Source organism: Nostoc sp. ChiSLP03a, assembly GCF_034531215.2.
In the GTDB taxonomy this organism is placed as follows: domain Bacteria; phylum Cyanobacteriota; class Cyanobacteriia; order Cyanobacteriales; family Nostocaceae; genus Nostoc.
Map to the genome: position 1 here is coordinate 19,239 of NZ_JAVRBQ020000065.1, position 25,666 is coordinate 44,904.

Consider the following 25,666-nt stretch of genomic DNA (forward strand, 5'->3'; position numbering starts at 1 on the left):
TAAAGAAAGGTTAAAAAACTGTAAATAGTGCGTTAACATCTAGTAATTATTTAGGTGACGATCTGAAATTAGATAATCATCTAAATAAGATGAAAAACTTATATATTATTTGCTTTAAGAATTGAGTGATGGCGCGGAATGCCCGCGCCCAAGCGATCGCTATTTTCGCTCTACGAAGGCTAGAGAGTATTTTGACTGATTGACAAAATACGCTTTATCTTAACCCTCACGAGAGCTTAGAAAGAGGAAGGAATATTAAAAAATAGTCCTTGGCCGAATTGATTTTTCAAAAAGTCTTCCAGTTCAATTTCGTCGTCATTCGGAACTTGAAACCAAGTCTTGAAGTTGTGCTTCAAGAAGTAACCGAAAGATTTCCAGCTGAAAAGTTGCTGCCCAATGCTTGTGATTGCGACGTTCATTGTGTTTTCCTCAGATTGTTTGAAGTATGCGATTAAGAATTGGTTAAACAAATTGGCGTTCCACAACAAGTGGATAAATTCTGGCAAGCAGTTCTTGTACAGGGGAAGCAGGCAAAGAGATTTTATAATTTGCTAAATCATCCCGCTTTCTCTGCAACGCCAACAAATTAATCATTGTTCAGCGATATTTGCACTAGCAAATGTTTTCAGGAATAGAATTATTTTTACTACAAGCGTCTAACTTGAACTGATTCAATATCTGCTGTAATTCCACTTCTGATATATACTTCTCCTTAAGCGAGTTGAAGTACAACAGTGCAGTTTCATAGCAGGCGACAGTTATGTTAGTGCGCTCCTCTGAAGTTAGTGCTGCCACTATTTGAACTGTCTCCTCCACATGCTTTACGTCACTACCTAAACAACTGTGCATTCGCAGGCAGCGAGTAGCATAGGTATTAGGTGGTAGTATCGCTTCCACCAGTTGGATATGCTCTGCTTTAATATTCATTGCTAGACGTTCCATCGTATAGCAATACCCAACGCAACTAATTGGATCTGCGGCTTGTACGCTCTGAGTGAAGAAACTCAGCAAAGCCATAGCACTCGGAGGGAGGAGTGCTTTGACTACAGCTTCCGCATCATATCCCATCGACTGAATATCAAGCAAGGCGAGGCGATCGTGACCTTGTTCTTCACGAGCTTTTTCTGCTGCCCACTGTGCTAAACTCCAGCGTCCCAATCTAGCAAAGCGCCGAGCTGCTTCTTCCATTAATAGCCCAGTAGAGTGAGTTAAATGGTAGGAAGCAGCAAGTTGCCAGATCCAATGAGTGGGAGTTAAGGCAGGTGGCTTGCAGTTTGGTAATGTATCTTTGGCAGCAGATACTATAGCTCTATCTAGAAGCTTGCGAGTCTCAGATATAGTATCCCTGTTAAATATCAGTTGAATAAAGGGATTACTGCTCTTTAGACTTAATTCCTTACTTTTGTTAGGTTTGTCGATGTTAGTTGAACGGAATAATAGATTCATGGCAAATTTCTTTCATGGGTTGTTTCTACCCATTCACGAATAAGGTTATAGAGGATAAAGCGTTGCATAACCTCTCTTTGAGCACAAAGAACTTTAAATTGTATCTTCAGGGAGGAGGGAATGTATGCCTTGATATGCGTGATATTGTCTCGGTCTTCATCTAAGGTGTTAGTCATGAAAGAAGAAGTTGGGCCATCAGCCTTTACCCATTCGCTGATTAATACTTCCAAGACTTCACTCATCTTTAATCCATATTGTGCACAGAGCGCTTTAAACCGAAACTTAAGCGCTTTCGGCATACTACCTTTAATCACCGTATATGCCTCTTGCTCCTCCTTATACATCCAGGTTACAAAAACGAAAGTTCAAAAGTCCTTTGTGATCTAGGGTAAGTTTTCTGAAAAATTTCGCCAGTAAAGACTAGTGAAGTTAAGAAAAAAGTTATTTAGTAGTGACAACACTACAGGTATTTCTCTAGAAATTCCAGAAAATAAAATATACAAATATAATAATCATTCTGAAAAAAGAGGGAGAGATTGGCGATCGCAGTCTCTCCCTCCCTTTTTGTAGTAAATTCAATGATGATTGGATTTTTGGGTGAACAGAGATGCCAATACAATTAACGGATTCACTAAAAAAGTTATTGAAGGAAACCGCACAGCAATTAAAAGGTGCAGAAAAACGTAAATTTATAGCACAAACAGTAGTGGCATTAGGACACGGAGGACAGTCTCTAGCGGAGCGAGAGTTAGGATGGAATCGCGTCACTATTAGTAAAGGAATTAAAGAATTAACTACTAGTATCACTTGCGTGGATAACTATCGAAGTAGAGGACGTAGTAAAGCAGAAGCAAAACTCCCAAATCTTTTAGAAGATATCAAAAAAATTGTCGATTCGCAAAGGCAAATAGACCCAGACTTTAAAGACGAAAGAATGTATACACGTCTTTCTGCGGCTGAAGTGAGACATCAATTAATTGATAAGTTTGGTTATGACGAGCGAGAATTACCAACTTCGGAAACAATTCGTGTCAAGTTAAATGATTTAGGATATTGCCTCAAGAAAACTGCCAAAATACAACCTAAAAAAAATACCCAAAAATGACGTAACTTTTGAGCAAATAACTATTGTACATCAATAAAATAAGCTTTAGATAAACCAGATATTTTACATTTAAGTTAATATTTGCTCATTTACTCGTGATGGTAAAAATCGAGTGCTAATGGCAAATGATGACCATGATTTTACCCAAAAACAAGCATGACTCCTTACGGTATGTTTGTTCCAGAGCTATTTTTATATTGAATAATTTTCACTAATTACTTTCCTAGTCCCAGTCTTTATTTTCAAGGCAGGTCTATTTACCAAAAATACAGTGTATCTCGCCTGTTTAAATAATTATTATTCTAGCAAATTGTATGTTTTATTTTCTGGAATTTCTTAAATATTGAAAAAGCGAAAAAATTAGTACAAGCGTAGCTCATTGGCAACAATGTTTTGTCTTCTATCTAAAGAATGAGATATTGATTATGTTGAAGTTAAAAATTAGCTAAAAATAACTTATTGTTTAGTTAAGGTAAAATTTTACCAAACAATTGATTTTAAGTGTGACTAGTTACAGTTATTGAAGTTACCCTGTTTTTCTTCTGCAAGCTAGGCAATTACTTCTTAATAATTTTTTTATAATTTTCCTAAAATTCTATATCTTCACTAGTAAAAATCTGGCTAACGGAAAAAGATAGATTACGAAAAGATTTAGGTAATGCGAAACCTAAAAGTAATTCACGCGAAACGCTAGCTCTTTTCTTTCCAGATTTTTGCTACGAAGCAAACATACTTAATCAATGAAACTCCAAGCTGAAAACTTGAGAAGTAACTGCCAATTTTTATAGATTCCAAAATTTCTTCGGAAATAATTATTTAGTCACAACGAGGTCATCGTCATGGTTCAAATTCTTGAAAACCCAGCAGTCAAGCAACCACCAATTAGTAATAGAGTTGAAAGTTTTTTATTAGATATGTTCGAGAATGTTTGCCAAGCTATTGAGGAAATAGATGGAAGTAAACTTCACGAACAACACTGGACAAGAGATGAAATAGGTCAATGGGTACAAGGTGAAAACAGTAACGGTGCCATCTATATCGACAAGTCGCTGCGGGACGGCAATGTATTTGAAAAAGTAGGTATCAACTACGTATCAATGAAGGGTGAGTTACCTCCTGGTGTCACCTTTCGAGGATCGGATGTTGTGATGGCTGACCCAACAACTATAGCACCAGATGAAAAAGGTACTTCTTTCTTCGCTACGAGTACCAGTGTTGTGATTAATGCATTTAATCCAATGGTGCCGACAGCACACGTTAACTATCGGTACTTCCAGTTGGGTGATGGCACTGAACTTGGTTCTTGGTGGTTTGGCGGTGGAGGTGATTTAACACCAATTTACTTATTTGAAGAAGACGCAGTTCATTTTCATCAAATACATAAAGCAGCTTGCGACCAGCACGATGCAGAACTCTATCCACGCTTGAAAAAGTGGTGTGATGAATACTTTTATCTTCCTCATCGCAGTGAGTGTAGAGGTGTAGGTGGAATTTTCTTTGACAATTTACAACATTCCGATGCCGAAACTCTACTTTCCTTTGTAAAAACTTGTTCTGAAGCTTTCATTCCTGCCTATTTTCCTATTGTCAAACAACGTAAGGATATGGAGTTTACGGAAGAGCAAAAATATTGGCAGCGCATCAGACGCGGACGTTATGCCGAATTTATTCTCCTGCATGATAGAGGTGTTCGATTCGGACTAACAAGTGGGATTGTAAGTACGCAAAGCGTCCTCAATTGTATGCCCGGAGAAGCGTTTTGGAACTATAACGACCAACCTATTGCTGATAGCGAAGAAGCAAAGCTTCTAGAGGTACTAAGAAATCCCCAAGAGTGGGTGTAAAGGCGGTCAACAGCAGATTTGATAACAGCAGCCGATAAAAAATGTTGGCTACCCAAATCTTAATACCGTTTCACCTGAAGATTGATAGAAATGACATTCTTCTTGAGCAGGCGCAGGGAAAGTAAGAAAAGTAATTTGTAAGTAAACGGACATAATTAAATGTAAAATCCAATCCAGCGAAACCTTTTACTGTTGAGGATTTTACCTTCTAACTCCTGCCTTCTACTTATCAATAATTGAGTGAAATGGTATGAGAAACGCCTAAATTTTACTCTTCACATTTCTTTAGAGATAGCCTCTAAACTGGAAGGAACAAGGTATTTATGGAAAAATTGCCGACAAGTATTTGGCTAAAAATTCACAAATCATTTCGCTGGTCTAATTTAACTGAACTTGCCAACTTCAAAACTGAAATTAGCAATTTTTTACAAGTTCAATGGTTGAGTTATTTCTCGATTGAGCAGCTGCGGGAAGTTGACATTGTATTCCTGTGTATGTTTTTTAGCAGATATCTAGCGTTGACGCTTGTTTTACTATACTTATGGAGTTCATTTCATGCTAGTCCTGAATCACCAAGGACATGCTAGCCCCGAATTAGTCAGGATAATAAACTCCATCTTTGAGCAGGATACCAAAGATTTGATTGACAAGTTTATGTAGTCAATTGGAAGAATTTATGAGCAAAAGAGTTGATGGCGATCGCTCTCTGCAATCTAGCAGCAATTAGCCGTTGATTACCTCGTTTTTCCAGGTCATTCAAATTAGTAAAAAAATACGGAGAAGTGTCAATGGACAACGTTATAGGTATTGGCGACATTACCATGAATGATGTGATGCAAATGGATTCTTCCAAAGCAGTGAGTATGTTTAGGAATCGATTTGCAGCCTACAAAAAGCTAACAGATGAAATTGGAGAAGATGCAGCTTTTGAACAAATGATGTTAGCCTACCCTGCTCATCAAAAGGCGTTCATGGGTGCTTTCATTGATAACACCACCATAGCCAAAGGCTTTACCGATGCAATTCCGATTTTTCGGATCATGGGCTTCAAAATGCAAGTCGTAGATATTTCTCAAGCAGGAAAAGATGCTGCACTAGAAATTCAACGAGTTTGCCCGGTGCTTTCAATTGCCAAAGAATATGGGCTTGAAAGTCCTTGCCGAGTTATTTGCGAGATGGAACAAGAAGCAACCAGGAGAGCATTTCCTGGGATGAAAGCTGCAATTATTAGTAAGCAAGCAGATGGTGACTGCGTTTGTATGTTCAAATATGAAAGACCTGCCAAAGGGTTAGAAGTAAAACCACAAAAATCACCCAGCTTGTTCTCTCATATTCTCGATTTGATTCGCTTGACTCCTAAAATCTTGCAGATTGGGATGAACCTTTTAAAAACGTCTCTTTCTAAAGGATCGTAACTTTTATGAATGGCATCATTCAAGACCTGAAGCATTTGATTGCAGGTGAAGTCAGCAACGCTTCAGAAATTTTGACAGAAGTTTCACAAGATTTTGGTGGTATACTCCAAAAGTCTCCCCAAGTTGTTGTTACTCCCGAAAACGCTAACGATATTGCCCAAACTGTTAAATATGCCGCTCAAAAAGGATTAGTAGTTTCTTCACGCGCTGCGGGACATTCGTTAGGCGGTCAGTCTTTAAACCAAGATGGAATCGTTTTAAATATGAGGAATCTCGATAAAATTCGAGATATCCAAAAAGAGCAACTTTGGTTTAAAGCTGATGCGGGGACTTCTTGGAATCAAGTAATCGATGCTTGTATTCCTGATGGTTTAGTTCCTCCCGTATTAACCAATTATTTTGGTGTTTCTTTAGGAGGAACTCATTCTGCGGGTGGTATAGGTGCAGCCTCTTTTCGTTACGGAAATCAAGCTGATAATTGTCTTGGTTTAGAAGTGGTAACAGCAGAAGGCGAGATTCTCTGGTGTACGCCTGAAAAAAACAGCGAACTTTTTAATCACGTACTTTGCGGTTACGGTCAGTTTGGAATTATTACCCAAGTTCAGCACAAACTCAAAGTTTACCCTTCTCAAACCCGCACCTATTTATTGTTTTATGACAATCTAGATGCTCTTTTAGATGACAAACGGGTTTTAGTCAGCGAACAAAGAGTCGATCATCTTGTATCTTTCCCAGTTCCCTGTTTGCAAGGAGTATCCAGAGCTACAGGGATAATGCAACCTTTGATTCAATGGTTTTACACGTTGCGAATTACTGTTGAAGCAAGTTCTCTTGAGGTTATTGATGACAAAGAAATCCTTGCTAGCTTAAATTTTTACCGTCATATCCATACTGAAGACTTGGAATTTGAAAAATTCATCGAACCCATGATTCAAGTAGATAGCAAGGATATTGCTCACCCTTGGATGGATGTTTTTCTTCCAGCCTCATCTGCTAAAGATTACATGGAAACGGCTCTCAAACAGTTGCCTTCTTTTCTCGATATTAGTAAAGCACAAATGGGCTGTTTTTGCTTGGTAAATCGCAATAACACCAAGCCGATGTTTCGTTTACCGCAAGAGGAAGAACTGATTATTGGGTTTGGAATTTATCCCAGCATTCCGAAATCGCAAGTTCAACCCATCTTGGCTGAATTGAAAAAGCTGAGTAACCTGAGTTTAGAAATGGGTGGAAAAAGATATTTAACTTGCTGGATAGATTTTACTATTCAACAGTGGCAAAGCCAATTTGGCGATTACTGGCCAAAAGTTAATCAAATGAAAAGAAAGTACGATCCCAAAGGAATATTTAACTCTGGCTTTTTTGAATACGAACAAATTGCCCAACCGAAAAACCAACTTGTTAAGGAAGTTGCTACGAAATCTGCGATCGCAGTATAAGTCATTTCTCAATCATCTTGTTTAAAATCAACTCTGATTCACCATCCATATTACTTGACCGAGGCTCTAGAAGAAGACAAACTTCAAAAGAGGAAACATGAATATCGCACTTGTAGGTCTTAGTCATAAAACAGCTCCGGTTGAAATTCGGGAAAAACTGAGTATTCCAGAAGAGCGAATTGAAAACGCGATCGCCCAGCTGTGTAAATACTCTCACATTGAAGAAGCTGCCATTCTTAGCACTTGCAATCGTTTAGAAATTTACGTAGTTGTCAACAAGATAGATCGGGCAGCTCAAGAGGTGACGGAGTTTCTTTGCGAGTACAGTAAACTGCCTTTTGCAGATTTACATCAATACTTATTTACTCTGTTACAGCAAGAAGCCGTTAAACATTTGATGCAAGTTGCTTCTGGTTTGGATAGCTTGGTGTTGGGAGAAGGACAAATTCTTGCTCAAGTCAAACACGCCTATCAACTGGTTCAGCAACACAATCAGGGCGAACGCATCCTCAATCAGTTATTTAAGCAAGCCGTTACCACTGCCAAGCGGGTGAGAACGCAGACATCAATCGGTACGGGTGCGGTTTCGGTTAGCTCTGCGGCAGTAGAATTAGCCCAAATCAAAGTAGAAAAGTTATCGGCTTGTCGAGTGACAATTGTCGGCGCTGGTAACATGGCTCGGCGACTCGTGCAGCATCTAATTGCTAAAGGCGCAACTCAAATTTCCATTGTCAATCGTTCCCTCGAACGCGCTCAGGAATTGGCGAATCAATTTAGTGATGCTGGAGTGCAATATTATCCGCTTTCTGAATTGATGTCATTAGTGGCAGCTTCCGACTTGGTTTTTACCAGCACTGCTTCAGTTGAACCCTTGCTTGATAGAGCCAAACTCAAAGCTGCATTGCAACCCGAACAGCCTTTGATGCTGGTTGATATTTCAGTGCCTCGTAACGTTGATGCCGACGTTAATGAGTTACCTCATGTGCAAGTGTTTAATGTTGATGATTTAAAAACCGTTGTTGCCCAGAATCAAGAAAGTCGTAGGCAAATGGCAATAGAGGCGCAAGCATTAATCCAAGAGGATTTAGACGCATTTCAAAGTTGGTTGCGATCGCGAGAAACTGTTTCCATTATTAGCTGTTTACGCGAAAAAATGGAAAAAATTCGCGAACAAGAGTTAGAAAAAGCTTTGTCGCGTATGGGGTCTGATTTTGCTAAAAAACATCAAGAAGCTGTGGAAGCCCTAACTCAAAGGATTATCAACAAAATTCTCCACGAACCGATGGTGCAACTGCGGACACAGCGGGATTTAGAAGCTCAACGTCTTGTCCTTCAGGTTCTACAAGTGGTGTTTAATTTGGATACGCCAGAGGTGCAATCTAATGTTGTTGCCCAAACATCCTCTCTATCAATCAGCACCGTCGAGATAGCAGCAAAAAACATCAAAGTTGCTCAAATGAGACTTGAAAGTATTGAAGTCCATGCAAAAGTTGAGGAAGTTATTGCTCAGAGCGTAACTTAAGAAAATCCATGATTCTTAATAGCAATAGCAGGAAGCAAGCATGTTAAAAAACTTCTGGTACGCTTGTGAGTTTAGCGCCGCCGTTACTACAAAGCCCAAGCAAGTTCGGATATTAAATCAGAAATTTGTCTTCTACCGTAACGCTAAAGGACAACTAATCGCTCTCCAAGATCGTTGTCCCCATCGTGGTGCTGCCTTATCTCTCGGTTGGGTAAAAGATGACTGTATCCATTGTCCCTATCATGCCTGGAAGTTTCAAGCAGATGGAAGATGTATTAACATTCCTGCTAATCAACTCGGAATTCCTATTCCTAAGAATGCTCGCGTAGATAGTTATCCAATACAGGAAAAATACGGTTTTATCTGGCTATTTTATGGGGACTTACCGGAAAAAGAACGTCCGCCAATTCCACCTTTGCCAGAATATGAAGACCGAAGCCTACAGAAAATTTTCTTTGAATACGAACTCAACGCTCACTACACCCGGACTCTAGAAAATGATATGGATATGTCTCACGTATCTATTATTCATTCCAAGTCCTTCGGCAATGGGTTTGCATTAGAGCAAAAAATGGAAGATTACGAACTGAATATCGGGGAATGGGAGGGTCACGCCAAAGTTAATGTCAGAGATTACACCAAAGCAAAAGACATTTTCGCCTTTGTCTTTCGCCCATTGAAAGCTAATGTAAAAGTGACTCTGGGCTTTTATATGCCCAATATCACGCGCTTAGTGGTTGACTTCGGTCGTGGCAAGCTGGTTAATTTTACTGTTCACGTTCCTATTGACGATCGCACCACAATTACCAAGCGAATTCAGTTTCGCAGTTTTTTAACTTTCCCTTGGGCTGATGGCATATTTCAACGGGCAGCTTACAAAGTTGTGATGGAAGATAAGGGAGTGGTTGAGTCCGAATATCCGATGGCAGTTCCAGATAAGTTGTCAGACGAAGTTCACGTTCCTTGCGATAATTTATCTCTTGCTTATCGCAAACTTCGGCAAAAATGTTTGGCGATGGGATGGGGTATGAAACCTTATCAGAACCAATCAAACAACTCGAACGGAAATTTAATCCAACCTTCTTCTGTCTTATTGAAGAACTAAGGAACTGATTATTTATTGTGGGGTGGGCGACACGATAGCCCAGTCCATAGGGCGGGCAGGATGCCCACCCCACAAGATTGGATAATTTATTTCTTGAAGTTTCCTAATAAATATAGAGTTCGTTTTGAATTCTGGGATGAATTTTTCTTCGCACCTTGGCTAACAATCTCAATTCATTCTGCATTGATGCAAGGCCATAATTTTTAGCTTCAGCTCAAATTATTAAATCCAGAGAGAAATACATGGGGAATTATACATTACTGCAAGCTGCACGAGGTGAGGTACTTGATCGCCCTCCTGTATGGGTGATGCGCCAAGCAGGTCGCTACATGAAAGTTTATCGAGATTTGCGTCAGAAGTATCCTTCGTTCCGCGATCGCTCCGAAAACCCTGACTTAGCCGTGGAAATCTCACTGCAACCTTTCCGCGCCTTCCAACCCGACGGAGTGATTATGTTTTCCGATATCCTCACGCCGTTGCCTGGTATGGGTATCTCATTTGACATTCTAGAAAGTAAAGGGCCAATATTCGAGCGCCCAATTCGCACGCCAGCACAAATAGAGGCACTGACTGTCCTTGACCCCGAAGCTTCTTTACCCTTCGTGCAGCAAATCTTGAGGACGCTACGCCAAGAAGTGAACACTCAAGCTACGGTTTTAGGCTTTGTGGGCGCACCTTGGACGCTAGCTGCCTATGCAATTGAAGGCAAAAGCTCGAAAGACTACGCCATTATCAAAAAGATGGCTTTCTGCGAACCTGCGATGCTGCATCAATTTTTAGGGAAACTGGCAGATGCGATCGCAGTTTACGCCCGCTACCAAATTGATGCTGGTGCCCAAGTCGTGCAACTATTTGACTCTTGGGCGGGACAACTCAGTCCTGAAGATTTCCAGACGTTTTCTCTACCTTACCTGCAACGAGTCGTGCAACAGGTTAAAGCAACGCACCCGGATACACCGTTGATTTTGTATATCAACAACAGTGCTGGAATCCTAGAGTTAATGGCGCAATCGGGTGTTGATATCGTCAGCGTGGACTGGACTGTAGATATGGCAGTAGCGCGGCAGCGACTTGGTGCAAATATTGGAGTCCAAGGAAATATCGATCCGTGCGTGTTGTTTGGTACTAAAGAACTGATTCGCGATCGCATTCTCGACACGATCCGCAAAGCGGGGAACCAGAAGCACATCCTCAATCTCGGTCACGGGATTTTACAAAACACTCCCGAAGAGAATGTTGCTTTCTTTTTCGAGACAGTCAAACAACTCAGCTACTCGTCAAACGATCTTAACTAAAAGTTATGACTTCAGTTCAACCCGCTTCATCTAACATCTCGACTCCCGTTCGCACCATCCGCATCGGTTCTCGTAAAAGCCAACTCGCACTCGTACAAACTTACTGGGTTCGAGAACAACTCCAAAAGCACTTTCCTGATATTTCCTTTGAAGTCCACACTATGTCCACCCAAGGCGACAACATCTTAGATGTGGCATTAGCCAAGATTGGCGATAAGGGATTATTCACCAAAGAACTCGAATTGGGAATGCTCAACCAAGAGATTGACTTTGCGGTTCACTCTCTCAAAGATTTGCCGACTTGCTTGCCAGAGGGGTTAGCCTTAGCAGCCGTAACAGAACGGGAAAACCCGGCAGATGCTTTAGTCGTGCATCAAAAATATAAAGATAAGCAAATCGATACACTGCCAGAAGGCGCAGTCATCGGTACATCTTCCCTGCGCCGCCTCGCACAGTTGCGTTATCACTTCCCCCACTTTACCTTTAAAGACGTGCGCGGCAACTTAAATACCCGCTTGGCAAAGTTGGATGATGGAGAATACGATGCGCTGATTTTAGCAGCAGCAGGATTGCAACGATTGGGAATGAGCAACCGCATTCATCAAATTCTGCCCACCGAACTTTCTCTTTATGCCGTCGGACAGGGAGCGTTAGGGATTGAATGCCGCGCCGACGATTTGCAAGTGCTGTCATTACTCAAAGCAATCGAACACGTTCCAACCCGCGATCGCGTTTTAGCCGAACGTGCGTTTTTACGAGAACTAGAAGGCGGTTGCCAAGTACCCATCGGTGTTAATACCCAACTGGACGACAATAATCTTACATTAACAGGATTAGTTGCCAGCGTCGATGGCAAACGTCTAGTCAAAGATTCGGTTACGGGCACTGCTAGCGAGACCGAAAATTTAGGTATTCAATTAGCTCATAACTTGCGGCAACAAGGAGCTACAGAGATTTTGACTGAAATTTTCCAGACAGTCCAGCGCAGTTAGGGAGTTGCAAATCCTGTCGCTGTGTACGCAGGGGGGAAACAGAAAAATTGGATGCCGCTTTCCCCTTTACCCCTTAACCTTTTCCCCACAAATGCCAAGAAGTTTATGTTCATATTAATACTATGTTTCCAATTCATCGTCCGCGTCGGCTGAGAAGCCATCCCCAATTGCGGCGGATGGTGCGCGAAAATGTCCTGACAACTAGTGATTTAATTTACCCACTTTTTGCCGTACCGGGTAAGGCGATCGCCAACGAAATTAAATCCATGCCCGGAGTTTACCAACTTTCTGTAGATAAAATCGTGGAAGAAGCCAAGGAAGTCTACGACCTCGGCATTCCAGCCATTATTTTATTTGGCATTCCTGAAGACAAGGATTTAGACGCAACAGGCGGTTGGCACGATTGCGGCATCGTGCAGCAAGCTGCCACTGCCGTCAAACAAGCAGTCCCGGAATTAATCGTCATTGCCGATACCTGCCTGTGCGAATACACCAGTCACGGACACTGCGGTTATCTGGAATTAGGTGATTTAACTGGGCGCGTTCTCAACGATCCGACACTGGAATTGCTGAAAAAAACGGCAGTTTCCCAAGTCAAAGCTGGCGTAGATATCATCGCGCCTTCGGGAATGATGGATGGTTTTGTGCAAGCTATTCGTTCGGGTTTAGATGAAGCAGGCTACCAAGATACGCCGATATTATCTTATGCCGCCAAGTATGCCTCAGCTTACTACGGGCCTTTCCGCGATGCCGCCGACTCAATACCGCAATTTGGCGATCGCAGAACCTACCAAATGGACTTTGGTAACGGTCGTGAAGCTTTAAAAGAAATCGAACTCGACATTAGCGAAGGTGCAGATATGTTAATGGTCAAGCCAGCCTTGGCCTACATGGATATTATCTGGCGCGTCAAGGAAGCAAGTAATCTACCCGTTGCTGCTTACAACGTTTCTGGCGAATACTCGATGGTGAAAGCCGCTGCCCTCAACGGTTGGATTGACGAAGAACGGGTGGTCATGGAAACGCTGCTCGGCTTTAAACGGGCTGGCGCTGACTTGATTCTCACCTATCATGCCAAAGATGCTGCCCGTTGGTTAGCAAAACTTGGCAATTAAACTTTTTAGTTTTGATTTCATGTCGTTCGTGTAGAGGAGGAATTTATCATGTTCATTCCACTCGGTTTTGTTCAACGCTCCGTTTTAATTAGCTTGGGAAAGATGGCTTATTACACTAACCAAGGTGAACTTTGGGCAACCGATGGAGTGGGGGATACGCTATCGGGCACGCTACGCGAACGCGAAACTTTGATATTCTTCCACGGTATTGGAGGCGGAGCATCTGCCTACGCGTGGTCGAAGGTGTATCCAGCATTTGCAGCAGAGTATAGAGTGTTAGCACCCGACTTGATTGGCTGGGGGCGATCGGATCGTCCCGAACAAAATTATCTTCCAGGCGACTACATCGCAATGCTAATTGAGTTCATCGAGAAAACGTGCCAAGCCCCTGTAACAATAATTGCTTCTTCCCTAACTGGAGCATTTGCGATCCGAGCCGCAGTCAAACGTCCCGACCTGTTTAAATCACTCATTCTTACGCTTCCGTCAGGCATTAAAGACTTTAGGCAATACTATAGCAATAGTTTTTTCGCTCAAATTGCCAGTGTTCCTATTCTCGATCGCGTTCTTTATGCAGGCCAAGTCAGCAACTTTGGCATTCGTGACTTTTTTGAGCGAGTGTTTGCTCAACCCAATCGCCTTTCTCCCGAAATTGTAGAAGCTTTTGTGCAATCGGCGCAGCAGCCAAATGCTGAGTATGCTGCTTTGTCATTTTTACAAGGTAACTCATCCTTCGATCTATCAGAATACATTCCAAGATTGACAACACCTACCATCTTTATTTGGGGAAGCCAAGCGAAGTTTACAGGGCCTGATGTAGGGCGTCGCCTTGCAAATCTAAATCCACAAGCAATCCAAGCATTTATCGAATTAGAAGATGTTGGGTTGAATCCAGAACTGGAAGTGCCGGAAGTCATAATCGGATTAATTCGGAAGTATTTGCCTGTGTTAGCGCAGTAAGTTTTTGAGAAACTTCCCTAGTTTTTTGACCTGCACCTTTAATGCATCGACCTGCAACTTTAATGCATCGACTTGCAACTTTAATGCATCGACTTGCAAAAATTAACCTTCCCCACGTTACGCAACAACTCTAAAAGATTTTTGTGTACGCAGTAGCCTTTTTAAGAAGGGCTAGGGCGTGTTTTCAAAGTCTTAGATCCCCCCAACCCCCCTTAAAAAGGGGGGCAAAGAGTCTCTTAAAGTCCCCCTTTTTAAGGGGGATTTAGGGGGATCTAAAAAGTTAGGAGGCTAAACAAAAATGTTCGCTATTAAGAAATAGGAAAAACAGGTATTGCTCATGAACACTACTTTAACTGCTCCAGCAACTCAATCCAAACCTCTACCCCCAGTTGATGCCAAGACTAGAGTCAGCCAGTTCATGCAACAGTTGCAAGACGAAATCTGTCAGGGTTTGCAACAGCTAGATGGCGAAGGCACGTTTCAGGAAGATGCATGGGAACGACCCGAAGGAGGTGGAGGGCGATCGCGCGTCATCCGCGACGGTGCAGTATTCGAGCAAGGTGGAGTTAATTTCTCTGAAGTCTGGGGTTCTCATTTGCCGCCTTCAATTTTGGCACAACGTCCAGAGGCTAATGGACATCAGTTTTATGCCACCGGCACTTCAATGGTATTGCATCCGCGCAATCCTTATGTGCCAACCGTTCATCTCAACTATCGCTACTTTGAAGCTGGCCCGGTTTGGTGGTTTGGCGGCGGCATCGATTTAACGCCTTACTATCCGTTTGCTGAAGATGCGGCTCATTTTCATTACACATTAAAACAGGCTTGTGACGCGCACGATCCCGAATATTATCCAGTGTTTAAACCTTGGTGCGACGAGTATTTTTATCTCAAACATCGTCAAGAAATGCGGGGCATTGGCGGCATCTTTTTTGACTATCAAGACGGTCAAGGTCAGCTTTATCGAGGCCCCGATCCCAAAGGAGCAGCCGCAGATAACAGCGATCGCGTTGACATACCACAAACCCGCAATTGGGAAGAATTATTTGCATTCGCACAAGATTGTGGTAAAGCTTTTCTACCTGCTTACACGCCAATTGTCAAGCGGCGGCAGTCAATGGAGTACAGCGATCGCCAACGTAATTTTCAATTATATCGGCGCGGACGCTACGTTGAATTCAATTTAGTTTACGATCGCGGCACGATTTTCGGATTGCAAACTAACGGACGCACCGAATCAATTTTGATGTCTTTACCTCCATTAGTGCGTTGGGAGTATGGCTATCAACCCGAACCCAACACCCCAGAAGCCGAGTTGTACGAAGTATTCTTAAAGCCTCAAGATTGGGCAAGCCTGACATCTCTTGTAGTTTAACTTTTGCCGTCAAAACATCAGAAATGTCATTTGTCATTTGTCATTAGTCATTTGTATTAACAAAGGACAAATGACTAATGACCAAAGACAATTTTACGGATAATTCTGTAATTTATAGCACAAGCCTTTGTGGTTAGGACATTAACAGATGATAAAACTTAGACACAACAAGACTTTTCACCCAATCCCCAGTCCCCAGTCCCTTGCTATATATGTGTTTTATGCTTTTCATTACCAAAGTCCTCGCTGAAATTTGAAGTATTGACATGAATTTACAATCGCTCTCAAAACCTTCAAAGCAATGGACGCTGGCTGTCGTTTTTGCTGGTACTGCGCTTACAGGAATTATCGCTTTCTACGGTATTTCTCAATCAAAACCAATCGGCAAACCCGTTGAAGTTGTGCAACCCAGACCAAAGATTGAAGAAATTACCGCTTTAGGACGGATAGAACCAGCAACGGAAGTCATTAAAGTATCCGTACCTGCTACCTTAAGCAATGATCGCGTAGCCAAATTGCTTGTACAACGAGGCAGTGGCGTTAAAGCAGGTCAAGCGATCGCCATTATGGATTCGCGCGATCGGCTGCAAAATGCTCTACTGGAAGCGCAAGCACAAGTCAAAGTATCCCAAGCAGAGTTAGCCAAGGTGCAAGCTGGCGCCAAATCTGGAGAGATTGCTGCCCAAAAAGCTGAAATCGATCGCTTGGAAGAAGAGTTAAAGGGCGAAATAGCTACTAGAGAAGCCACCATCTCTCGCTGGCAAGCCGAAGTTAAAACTGCTAATAGTGAATATAATCGCTATTCCTCGCTTTACCAAAACGGCGCGATTTCTGCTGTGGAAGTAGATCGAAAACAACTTGCTCTAGAAACAGCGCAAGCACAGCTTACCGAAGCTAAAGCTAACCAAAATAAGAGTGTAGATACCCTACGGCAGCAAATCGAGCAAGCTAAGGCCAACCTAAATAAGATTGCTGAGGTACGTCCGGTAGACGTGCAAGCAGCTCGGGCCGAGGTTAACAAAGCGATCGCCGCAGTCAAAAAAGCTGAAGCCGATCTTGCTGAAGTTTATATCCGCGCACCTATAGCAGGTCGGATTCTTGACATTAAGGCCAAACCCGGAGAAGTCGTTGGCGAGAAAGGCATTGCCGAACTCGGACAAACCAGTTCGATGGAAGCGATCGCAGAGATATATCAAACTGATATTGGCAAAGTTCGTGAAGGTCAACAAGTAAAGATTTCCAGCGAGTCCTTCTCCCAAGAGTTGCGCGGAACCGTTCGGCTGATTGGACTACAGGTGATCCAACAAGAAGTAACTAGCGGCGAACCTGGAGAAAATCTTGATCGCAAAGTTGTTGAAGTGAGAATTGCACTCGATCCCCAAGCTAGCAAACGAGTTGCAAACTTAACTAACTTGCAAGTACAGGTTGCCATTCAACCGAATAACAATATCAAACAATAAAAGCAAACAAGCAAAATTAATACTAATTATCAAAAATAATGCAGCAAACAAACCATTTTGTGGAGACGCGATTCATCGTATCTTCACTTCACCCAACGATATGTTGCTTGAATTTTGAATTTATAATTTTGAATTGGAGCGAAGCAACTTGACTATATTCGATAAATTATTTCGTAAAACCCCACTTGCTTGGCGGCAAATGAGCCGTCAAAAGAGTCGTCTGTTAGTTGCGATAGCAGGAATAGCCTTTGCCGATTTTCTCATGTTTTTTCAACTGGGAGTTAGGGATGCACTATTTGATTCGCAAGTTACTCCCTATACCACGCTTAAAGGAGATTTATTTTTAGTCAATAAACTGTCTGATAACTTGCAATCTATCAAAAGTTTTTCCAGAAATAAACTCTATAAAATAGCAGGTATTAACGGTGTAAAATCCCTAGCGACGCTATATGTGAGTCAAGCATCGTGGCGAAATCCTGAAAATCGAGCTAGCCGGAAACTTTTCGTCTATGGAATCGATCCAAATCAGCCAGCATTTGACTTACCAGAAGTCAATCGACAATTGAATAAACTGAAGTTATTGAATCGAGCGTTATTTGATAAAGCTGGATTGGTTCCTCAGCTTGGGGACGTTCCTACTTTGCTGAAAAAACAGAATCCGCTGATCGTCCAAACTAACGATTATCAAATTCAAATAGTTGGATTATTTAAGCTCGGTTCTTCTTTTTCTGCTGACGGCAATCTAATCGTTAGCGATTCTACCTTTTTACGACTCTTTCCCCAACGCCAAGCAAACGACATCGATCTGGGTATTATTGACGTAGAATCAAATGCTTCCATTGAGCAGATCCAGGCTGATTTACGAGCCAAGCTACCGGATGATTTACTAGTACTAAACATCGCTGAATTCACTGCTCGTGAAAGTGCATATTGGTCTACAGGCTCCTCTATTGGCCCGACTTTTAACCTTGGTGTTGCAATCGGGTTTTTAGTTGGAGCAGTCATTGTTTATCAAATTCTTTATACTGATGTTTCAGATCATTTGCCCGAATATGCAACTTTAAAAGCAATGGGTTACAGCGATATATATCTAATTAAAGTTATCGCTCAAGAAGCTTTTATTTTAGCAGCTTTGGGCTTTATTCCAGGTTTTTTGCTCTCAAGTGGATTTTACATTTTTTTTCAATCCGTGACGTTTTTACCGACTGCAATGAAACTAGCTCGCGCGGTAACTGTGCTAATTTTGACTTTCGTTATGTGTATTGGAGCGGGAACGCTTGCCATACAAAAATTACGAGCAGCCGATCCAGCTGATATCTTCTAAGTTTTGAGTTCAAGTTTAGCAAAATATTGCATTTCAAAACTCATAGTTTTCTAGAACAAAACCCAAATTTACAGTTGAACTCTCATGCTGCAAGAAATTAGTCTCGATCGAAGCTCAAAACTCCAAGTTCAAAATACTTCCCAACAACCAGTTATTTCAGTTTGCCATCTCGATTACTACTTCGGTCGGGGACAACTCTGCAAGCAAGTCTTGTTTGATATTAATCTCGACATTTATTCTGGAGAAATCGTAATTATGACTGGGCCATCTGGTTCTGGTAAAACCACCTTACTAACACTAATAGGTGGATTGAGAGCCGCTAAAGAAGGCAACCTGAAAGTTTTGGGACAGGAAATGTGTGGGGCTAGTAAGCGGCAATTGATGGAAGTACGGCGGCAGATTGGTTATATTTTTCAAGCACACAATTTATTGACTTTCTTAACAGCAAAGCAGAATGTCCGAATGTCTTTAGAACTGCATGATGAGTATCTAAAGCAAGATATGGATCGACTGGCGACGGATACTCTCAAAAGTGTTGGTTTGGGCGATCGCATCGATTATTATGCAGACAGTCTCTCTGGAGGGCAAAAACAGCGAGTTGCGATCGCTCGTGCCCTAGTCAGTCATCCTAAAATTGTTCTTGCCGACGAACCTACTGCTGCTCTCGATAAAAAATCGGGTCGCGATGTTGTAGATATCATGCAGCGTTTAGCTAAAGAGCAGGGTTGCACCATTTTACTAGTCACTCACGATAATCGAATTCTTGATATTGCCGATCGCATCATCGAGATGGAAGACGGACGGTTAGTACAAAAAGTAGGCAACTAGTTTTATACGATTAATTTTAGTTATTTGTGAAAGTCTGATGAGTCAAACCGAAGAACCAAAATATTGCGTATTGCAATCCTATGATGATATTGAAATCCGGCAATACGAGCCAAAAATTGTCGCCGAAACACTCATTGAAGCCCAAAGAGATCGAGCAAACAAAGCTGCTTTTTCGATTCTTGCCGCTTACATATTTGGTGAAAACACGTCTGTAACAAAAATTGCCATGACCGCGCCCGTCACGCAATCTCAGCCAAGTGAAAAAATCGCCATGACTGCGCCTGTCATTCAACAAGAAGCGGGAGAAAATATTGCTACAAGCACTTGGGCGATACAGTTCGTGATGCCCTCAGAATACACCCTGGCAACGCTGCCAAAACCAAAAGACTCTCGCATTACTATCAAAGAAGTTCCCAGCAACAAAGTTGCGGCAATTCGTTTCTCCGGCTCGGCTGGGGATGAACAATTGCAAGAAAAGGAAGCCAAATTATTTGCTTTTCTGGTTCAGCAAGGTATCGAGCCAAAAGGTAAACCGATTTATGCTTTCTATGATTCTCCCTTCATCTTGCCCGCATTCAGACGCAATGAAGTCATGCTCGAATTGAAATAAGACGGTTGGTTTCAGCTAACTTTTATAGCAAGGGACTGGGGACTGGGTGAAAAGCCTTTTTGTGTCTAAGTTTTATCGTCTGTTGATGTCCTAACCACCTTGCGTGTTGCTATAACTCTAGAACCCAAGTCAAAATCTCAGGAGAAAAAATTATGATTGCAACGACTCGCTTAAAAACCACCCAATCAGCGGAAATCTTTGCTGCTGCCCAAAAATTAATGCCAGGAGGAGTCAGTTCTCCCGTGCGGGCTTTCAAATCTGTTGGCGGACAGCCGATTGTATTCGATCGCGTCAAGGATGCTTACATCTGGGATGTGGATGGCAATCAATATATCGATTATGTCGGCAGTTGGGGGCCTGCTATCTGCGGTCACGCTCATCCTGAAGTCATTGCTGCTCTCCACGATGCCTTGGAAAAAGGAACTAGCTTTGGTGCGCCCTGCTATCTAGAAAATGTACTGGCACAGATGGTAATCGATGCTGTTCCCAGTATCGAAATGGTGCGTTTTGTCAACTCCGGCACGGAAGCTTGTATGGCTGTGCTTCGTCTGATGCGAGCTTTTACGGGGCGGGAGAAAGTAATCAAGTTTGAAGGCTGTTACCACGGGCACGCCGATATGTTTCTCGTTAAGGCTGGCTCAGGCATTGCCACTCTCGGCTTGCCTGATTCTCCTGGCGTACCCAAATCCGTAACTAGCAATACGCTGACCGCTCCTTTCAACGATTTAGAAGCAGTAAAAGTATTATTCGAGCAAAATCCTGATGAAATTGCTGGTGTAATTCTAGAACCAGTTGTTGGAAATGCAGGTTTTATTCCACCTGCTGCGGGTTTTCTTGAAGGTTTGCGAAAACTTACACAAGAGCATGGGGCGCTATTAATATTTGATGAAGTGATGACAGGCTTTCGCATCGCTTACGGCGGGGTGCAGGAGAAATTTGGTGTTATTCCTGACTTGACTACTTTAGGTAAGGTTATCGGCGGCGGTCTGCCCGTAGGCGCTTATGGCGGTCGCCAAGAAATTATGTCGATGGTTGCTCCAGCCGGAAACGTGTATCAAGCCGGAACGCTTTCGGGGAATCCACTGGCAATGACGGCAGGAATTAAGACGCTAGAGTTGTTGCAACAACCTGGAACTTACGAGTATCTCGATCGCCTTACCAAGCGACTCACAAATGGGATACTGGAAATTGCTAAACAAACAGGTCATGCTGTCTGTGGCGGTCAGATTAGCGGGATGTTTGGTTTCTTCTTTAACGAAGTCCCGATTCGCAATTATGAGGATGCTAAGAAGTCTGACTTAAGTAAATTTGCTAGCTTCCATCGCGGTATGTTGGAACATGGAATTTATTTAGCTCCATCTCAATTTGAAGCCGGATTTACTTCTTTAGCTCATACCGAAGCAGACATTGATCGCACCCTCCAAGCAGCCCAAACAGTCATGTCTCAGTGAGCTAGTAGTCTGGCAAGCCAACGAAAGCTGGGTGAGGGCTGGGGAAAGGGGAAAGGGTAAGGGATTTAAAACGAATGGCACTAAGTTAAGACACAGCCCTTGCCCTAACTGGTTCCCAGACTCCAGGCTGGGAATCCATTCTGGGAGGCTTCGCCTCCTCTTTCTTGACCAGAGGCAGAGCCTCTGGGAATACATTCCCAGCCTCCAAGCTGGGAACGAGGCTAATACCATTTCACGAAATGTCTGATACAAATAATCAATCTCTAATTCTTTCCCCCTGCTCCCCTGCTGCCTATTTGTATCAATCTTAAAGTGAAACGGTATAAGGGGGAAAGGTTTTTTATCCCTTACCCTTTTCCCTTTCCCCTTTACCCTTTCCCCAACCTCCACCTAACATTTTTGGGTTGGCAGACTACTGGGCTAATGGTTTGAACTTAGATAACTGCTCCTAAAGAGGTCAACGTGGCAGTTGTCGCCTCAGTTAAACCTTTAACTCCGAAAATATTCATTTGTTCATAGGGCTTACTTGCTCTCATGGTTTTTAAGCATTTGCCTGCTACGATATCCCAAAGTCTAATCGTTTCATCGTCACCGCCACTAACTAAGGTTTGGTTGTCTGGACTAAAAGCAACTGACCAAACCAAGCCTGTATGTCCGTGCAAAACTTTCAGGCACTCACCTGTAGAGACATCCCACAACTTAATTGTCAGATCGTGACTCGTGCTAGCCAGTATTCTGCCATCAGGGCTAAAGGCGATCGATTGCAACCAGTTTGTGTCTGCTTGCAAAACGTTGAGGCAGTCACCCGTGTGCGAATTCCACAGCCTGATTGTTCGATCTGGACTAGCACTTGCCAGGGTATTACCATCAGGGGCGATCGCAATTGCCCAAATCCAACTCGTGTGTCCTGCCAACGTTCTGAGGCAGTTACCCGTGTGAATATCCCATAACTTGACCGTTTGATCCCAGGAGCCACTTGCCAATATCTCGCCTTGAGAGATGAAGGCAACTGACCAAACCGCAGCGTTATGTCCCTGTAAGGTTCTTAAGGTTCGACCCGAACGAACATCCCATAATTTTATAGTACAGTCCTCACTGCCACTTGCGATCGTCTGGCTGTCGGGACTAAAGGCAATCGATAAAACTGCGGCGCGATGTCCCTGTAAAGTTTTTAAGGTTTGACCTGAAGAAACATCCCATATTTTTAGTGTTTTATCTACACTACTGCTGACTAGGATATTTCCTTGATGATTAAAGATAACTGAATGAACCGAGTTGGAATGTCCTTTTAACACTTGGAGGCATTCGCCAGTTGCGGCATCCCATAACCTCACAGTGCGATCGCGGCTGCTACTAGCAAAAATTTGACCAATGCTTGACAAACTAGCACTAACAGGACTAAAGCTAACAGAGAGTATTTGATTGGTATATCCTTGTAGGGTCTTGAGGCATTCACCTGTATCGGCGCTCCATAGCTTCACGGTTTGATCATGGCCGCCACTAGCCAAAAGTTTACCTTGGGGACTAAAGGCAACTGCAAACACCCAACTGAAATGTCCTTGAAGCGTTTTGAAACATTCACCCGTATCGACATCCCATAACTTTACATGATGATCGTGCCCGCCGCTAGCCAAAATGTCGCCTTCGGGACTGAAGTCCACTGAAAAAACTCGATTTGAATGCCCTATAAGTGTTTTGAGACATTCAGCCGTTTGAGTCTTCCATAGCTTAATAGTTTGATCCTCGCTGCCAGTTGCCAGTATTTGACCATCTGGACTGAGGGTAATTGACCGGATTCCACTATTATGATGCTTTTCAAACGTTTGCATACACTTTCCAGTGTTGATATCCCACAATTTAACGGTGCGATCGTCACTACCACTCAACAGTTGAGTATTTCCCCTAAAGACAACAGAGAGTACCCAACTAAGATGTCCCTGGAGTGTTTTCAAGCATTCTCCAGTGCTGCTATTCCATAGCTTCACGGTGCAGTCATCGCTGCCACTTGCTAATGTGCAATTATCTTGGCTAAATGCAACCGACCAAACCTCATTTGTATGCCCTTCTAAGGTGCGAAGGCATTGACCAGTACTAACATCCCATAGCTTTATGGTGTAATCTGTGCTACCGCTAGCGAGAATCTTACCATCAGGGCTGAACGTCAGTGATGTTACCCAACTCTTGTGTCGCGTGCAGATGAAGACTGGTTGCACATCGCTAACTTGGTACAGATGAATTTCTCCATTACTGTCACCTACCGCCAAAAGTTCTCCATCAGGACTAAAGGCTACCGCATGAATAGCGCCAAAGGTTTCAGTAAACGTACACCTCGCTAGATTGGCATAAGCAAAATTCGTATTTTGCAAATTTACATCTCGGAGGTCAGCTTGCCAAATGGTTAAACCAGAGAAATCATAGCCTGTTAAATTAGTTTCTAGTTGATTGAGTAAGTTAAGAATATTACCTGCTACATATCCCGGCTCCAAGGGTGACTTCTCTCGCTGCTTGAGTAAGATTTGAGTCAGTTCATATTCCAAGTTTTTTTTACCTTGCAACAGTGGAATTAATCGGTTAATCAGGGGATAGAGAATCAGACGAATTTGAGTCTCTCTGATATAGTCTTTGGCGGTAGCTTTGATCAGAGCATGGCTTCTAAAAAGTGAAAACTCCTGCTTTGCAATCTCCTCACAAACTTGCTCAACCAAGCGACTTGTCACATACTCCATCACGACAGGCTGTAGGGTGAAGCAAGTTGTATGTCGTTCAATGAGCGATCGCCGTCCCAAAGACTCCAGCGTTTCAACTAAATTCAGTTGGGGAAAAGGCGATACTAAATCTTCTCGTAACTTAGAGAGGTTCACTGGCTCCCGATTAATCGCTAGCCAGTACATTACATGCTTTCCCTCATCAGATAAACGCTCAAATTGCTGGTCTAATAGGTCGCGAAGATCGCCAAATACGGTGGTTTCCTCCTTTAAAAACTCAGAAATATAACCATCAAATAAATCTTGAATTGTAGTTGCGACAATTTTTAAGGCTAAGGCATTGCCTCCATAGCGTGTAACCAGTGCGCTGAATTGAGTTTCTAAACCCTTAAGCCTCTTACTCTTAAGAATTTCCTCTCCCTCTCCTTCTTTTAGTCCACCCAATCGCAAAGTTCGCACTGGCAAGGCTTCTCCTTCTAGAGAGGCGATCTCTTTAGGTTTTTCTCGCGTTGTCAGTAGCAAGCAACTCTGGTGGTCTGATTTACCTACTCGTTTGAGGAGTTCGCCATACTGCTCGTATCCAAGGCTATATTGTCCTGCTCGACTCCCACCACGTAATACAGCATCTACATTATCGAATACGACCAAGCAGCGCATTTCCTTAAAGTAGTTAAGCAACTGGGAAATCTTATCACTAACGCTTTCCGGCAATTCTACCTCAGTTTCTTGCTCGTCAGACAGAAACTGAATGATGCTACCCAAGAATGTATCAATGGGTGGAGCGTCATACAGCGATCGCCAGACAATACAATCAAATTTGTCTTGCATTAGTTCTGCCAATTTAATCGACAGAGAAGTTTTTCCTACTCCACCCATTCCGAGAATGGTAACTAACCGACACGAATCCTTCAGCAGCCACTCATCCAGAGTACTGAGTTCTTCTGTACGTCCGTAAAATGCTAAGACAGAAACAGCTTCCCCCCAATCTTGACGGCCATTGGAATCTGAGGTTGAATAGTAGCCTTCGCATAGAGAGCTATCAAAACCAAGAAAGAGAGCCTCAAGTGTTCGCTTGTCAACTCCCTTCCTACGATTCAAAACTTTTCTAATTGTTAGAGGATCTAAGTTAGTGCGGTAGCTTAACTCTTCAAGAGTAAATCTCTTGCCAAAATTATCTCGAAACTCAAACTTGTGCCTTGCTTCCTCAAACTTCTGTAAACCAACAGAAGTGAGTATAACTCCGCGCTTGCGTCTTGGCATACCCAAATTCCTCTACAGACAAAGATAGATTTAGCACAGAACTTAAGTACTTTTTCACCCAAGATATATTTATAACTGTTTTCGGTTTTTTTTGATGGTGTCAACAATGACTTTTTTCTTTTTAACCGAAACTTCGCAAAATTGACTAAAACGTTTTCCACTCAATACTGGAGTTTAGACTAGTTCCCGGTGCAAAACTTCAAACCTTTATGGTGATTGATATACATCAAATTTTATCGACACCCACCCGAAACTTGAGCAGAATGTAGTACATTTGAACTAACAAACTAGCAAAGATGCGATCGCTAGAAAAAATAAATTGACGAGCGCGATTTTCTTTTGTTCGAGTCTCTGGGGATAAAAATGATGACTATGATGACTTAATCTTAATGAAAGATGAACTTTTCTCAATTAT

At 42.6% G+C, this 25,666-nt stretch carries 19 protein-coding genes and 1 pseudogene; 16 read left to right on the forward strand and 4 right to left on the reverse strand.

The annotated features are described in order from the left end of the window. Nucleotides 1–236: 236 nt before the first annotated feature. From RMY32_RS10930 to RMY32_RS10940, 3 genes are all read right to left on the reverse strand, one after another. A complete protein-coding gene (locus RMY32_RS10930) occupies nt 237–419 on the reverse strand; it encodes a hypothetical protein (protein ID WP_322715172.1) in 183 nt (60 codons plus the stop codon). Between the two features lie 193 nt (nt 420–612). Beyond that, the gene (locus RMY32_RS10935; RefSeq protein WP_322715175.1) at nt 613–1,446 is read right to left on the reverse strand and encodes a hypothetical protein; all 834 of its coding nucleotides are present in this window, start codon (nt 1,444–1,446) and stop codon (nt 613–615) included. Beyond that, nucleotides 1,443–1,760, reverse strand: coding sequence for a hypothetical protein (locus RMY32_RS10940; RefSeq protein ID WP_409882720.1), 318 nt, complete (start codon nt 1,758–1,760; stop codon nt 1,443–1,445). Before RMY32_RS10940 ends, RMY32_RS10935 begins: the two co-directional genes overlap by 4 nt. Before the next feature lie 299 nt (nt 1,761–2,059). Here RMY32_RS10940 and RMY32_RS10945 point away from each other — a divergent pair. From RMY32_RS10945 to hemL, 16 genes and pseudogenes are all read left to right on the forward strand, one after another. After that, a pseudogene (locus RMY32_RS10945) lies at nt 2,060–2,749 on the forward strand (ISAzo13-like element transposase-related protein); the annotation flags it as partial. Nucleotides 2,750–3,390: 641 nt separating this feature from the next. Continuing rightward, nucleotides 3,391–4,395, forward strand: a complete 1,005-nt coding sequence (gene hemF, locus RMY32_RS10950; RefSeq protein ID WP_322715179.1) for an oxygen-dependent coproporphyrinogen oxidase — start codon at nt 3,391–3,393, stop codon at nt 4,393–4,395. Nucleotides 4,396–5,183: 788 nt separating this feature from the next. Further along, on the forward strand, nt 5,184–5,810 hold the full coding sequence (locus tag RMY32_RS10955; RefSeq protein WP_322715180.1) for an L-2-amino-thiazoline-4-carboxylic acid hydrolase: 627 nt from the start codon (nt 5,184–5,186) through the stop codon (nt 5,808–5,810). Between the two features lie 5 nt (nt 5,811–5,815). Then, entirely contained in the window at nt 5,816–7,249 is a 1,434-nt protein-coding gene (locus tag RMY32_RS10960) for an FAD-binding protein (protein WP_322715181.1), read from the forward strand. Between the two features lie 97 nt (nt 7,250–7,346). Beyond that, on the forward strand, nt 7,347–8,771 hold the full coding sequence (locus RMY32_RS10965; RefSeq protein ID WP_322715182.1) for a glutamyl-tRNA reductase: 1,425 nt from the start codon (nt 7,347–7,349) through the stop codon (nt 8,769–8,771). Nucleotides 8,772–8,811: 40 nt separating this feature from the next. Next, on the forward strand, nt 8,812–9,876 hold the full coding sequence (locus tag RMY32_RS10970; protein WP_322715183.1) for an aromatic ring-hydroxylating dioxygenase subunit alpha: 1,065 nt from the start codon (nt 8,812–8,814) through the stop codon (nt 9,874–9,876). Nucleotides 9,877–10,118: 242 nt separating this feature from the next. Continuing rightward, complete coding sequence (hemE, locus tag RMY32_RS10975; protein WP_322715185.1) at nt 10,119–11,171, forward strand: uroporphyrinogen decarboxylase; 1,053 nt, start codon at nt 10,119–10,121, stop codon at nt 11,169–11,171. Between the two features lie 5 nt (nt 11,172–11,176). Further along, complete coding sequence (gene hemC, locus RMY32_RS10980; protein WP_322715186.1) at nt 11,177–12,163, forward strand: hydroxymethylbilane synthase; 987 nt, start codon at nt 11,177–11,179, stop codon at nt 12,161–12,163. A 122-nt stretch (nt 12,164–12,285) separates the two neighbouring features. Further along, nucleotides 12,286–13,278, forward strand: a complete 993-nt coding sequence (gene hemB / locus RMY32_RS10985; protein WP_322715188.1) for a porphobilinogen synthase — start codon at nt 12,286–12,288, stop codon at nt 13,276–13,278. Nucleotides 13,279–13,326: 48 nt separating this feature from the next. Further along, nucleotides 13,327–14,238 (forward strand): alpha/beta hydrolase, encoded by a 912-nt coding sequence (locus RMY32_RS10990; protein ID WP_322715189.1) that lies wholly within the window; start codon nt 13,327–13,329, stop codon nt 14,236–14,238. 337 nt (nt 14,239–14,575) lie between these two features. Then, nucleotides 14,576–15,613 carry an oxygen-dependent coproporphyrinogen oxidase gene (hemF, locus tag RMY32_RS10995; RefSeq protein ID WP_322715190.1) on the forward strand — a complete coding sequence of 346 codons (1,038 nt, stop codon included), beginning with the start codon at nt 14,576–14,578 and terminating at the stop codon, nt 15,611–15,613. Between the two features lie 266 nt (nt 15,614–15,879). After that, a complete protein-coding gene (locus tag RMY32_RS11000; protein WP_322715191.1) occupies nt 15,880–17,073 on the forward strand; it encodes an ABC exporter membrane fusion protein in 1,194 nt (397 codons plus the stop codon). 148 nt (nt 17,074–17,221) lie between these two features. Beyond that, nucleotides 17,222–18,397 carry an ABC transporter permease DevC gene (gene devC, locus RMY32_RS11005; RefSeq protein ID WP_322715192.1) on the forward strand — a complete coding sequence of 392 codons (1,176 nt, stop codon included), beginning with the start codon at nt 17,222–17,224 and terminating at the stop codon, nt 18,395–18,397. An 84-nt stretch (nt 18,398–18,481) separates the two neighbouring features. Then, the gene (locus RMY32_RS11010) at nt 18,482–19,225 is read left to right on the forward strand and encodes a DevA family ABC transporter ATP-binding protein (protein WP_322715193.1); all 744 of its coding nucleotides are present in this window, start codon (nt 18,482–18,484) and stop codon (nt 19,223–19,225) included. A 37-nt stretch (nt 19,226–19,262) separates the two neighbouring features. Then, the gene (locus tag RMY32_RS11015; protein ID WP_322715194.1) at nt 19,263–19,835 is read left to right on the forward strand and encodes a heme-binding protein; all 573 of its coding nucleotides are present in this window, start codon (nt 19,263–19,265) and stop codon (nt 19,833–19,835) included. 152 nt (nt 19,836–19,987) lie between these two features. Further along, nucleotides 19,988–21,286, forward strand: coding sequence for a glutamate-1-semialdehyde 2,1-aminomutase (gene hemL, locus RMY32_RS11020; protein WP_409882726.1), 1,299 nt, complete (start codon nt 19,988–19,990; stop codon nt 21,284–21,286). A gap of 434 nt (nt 21,287–21,720) precedes the next feature. On the opposite strand, the gene RMY32_RS11025 is transcribed toward hemL, so the two are convergent. Further along, nucleotides 21,721–25,251: an NB-ARC domain-containing protein gene (locus tag RMY32_RS11025; RefSeq protein ID WP_322715195.1), complete on the reverse strand. Its 3,531-nt coding sequence runs from the start codon at nt 25,249–25,251 to the stop codon at nt 21,721–21,723. Nucleotides 25,252–25,666: the final 415 nt, after the last annotated feature.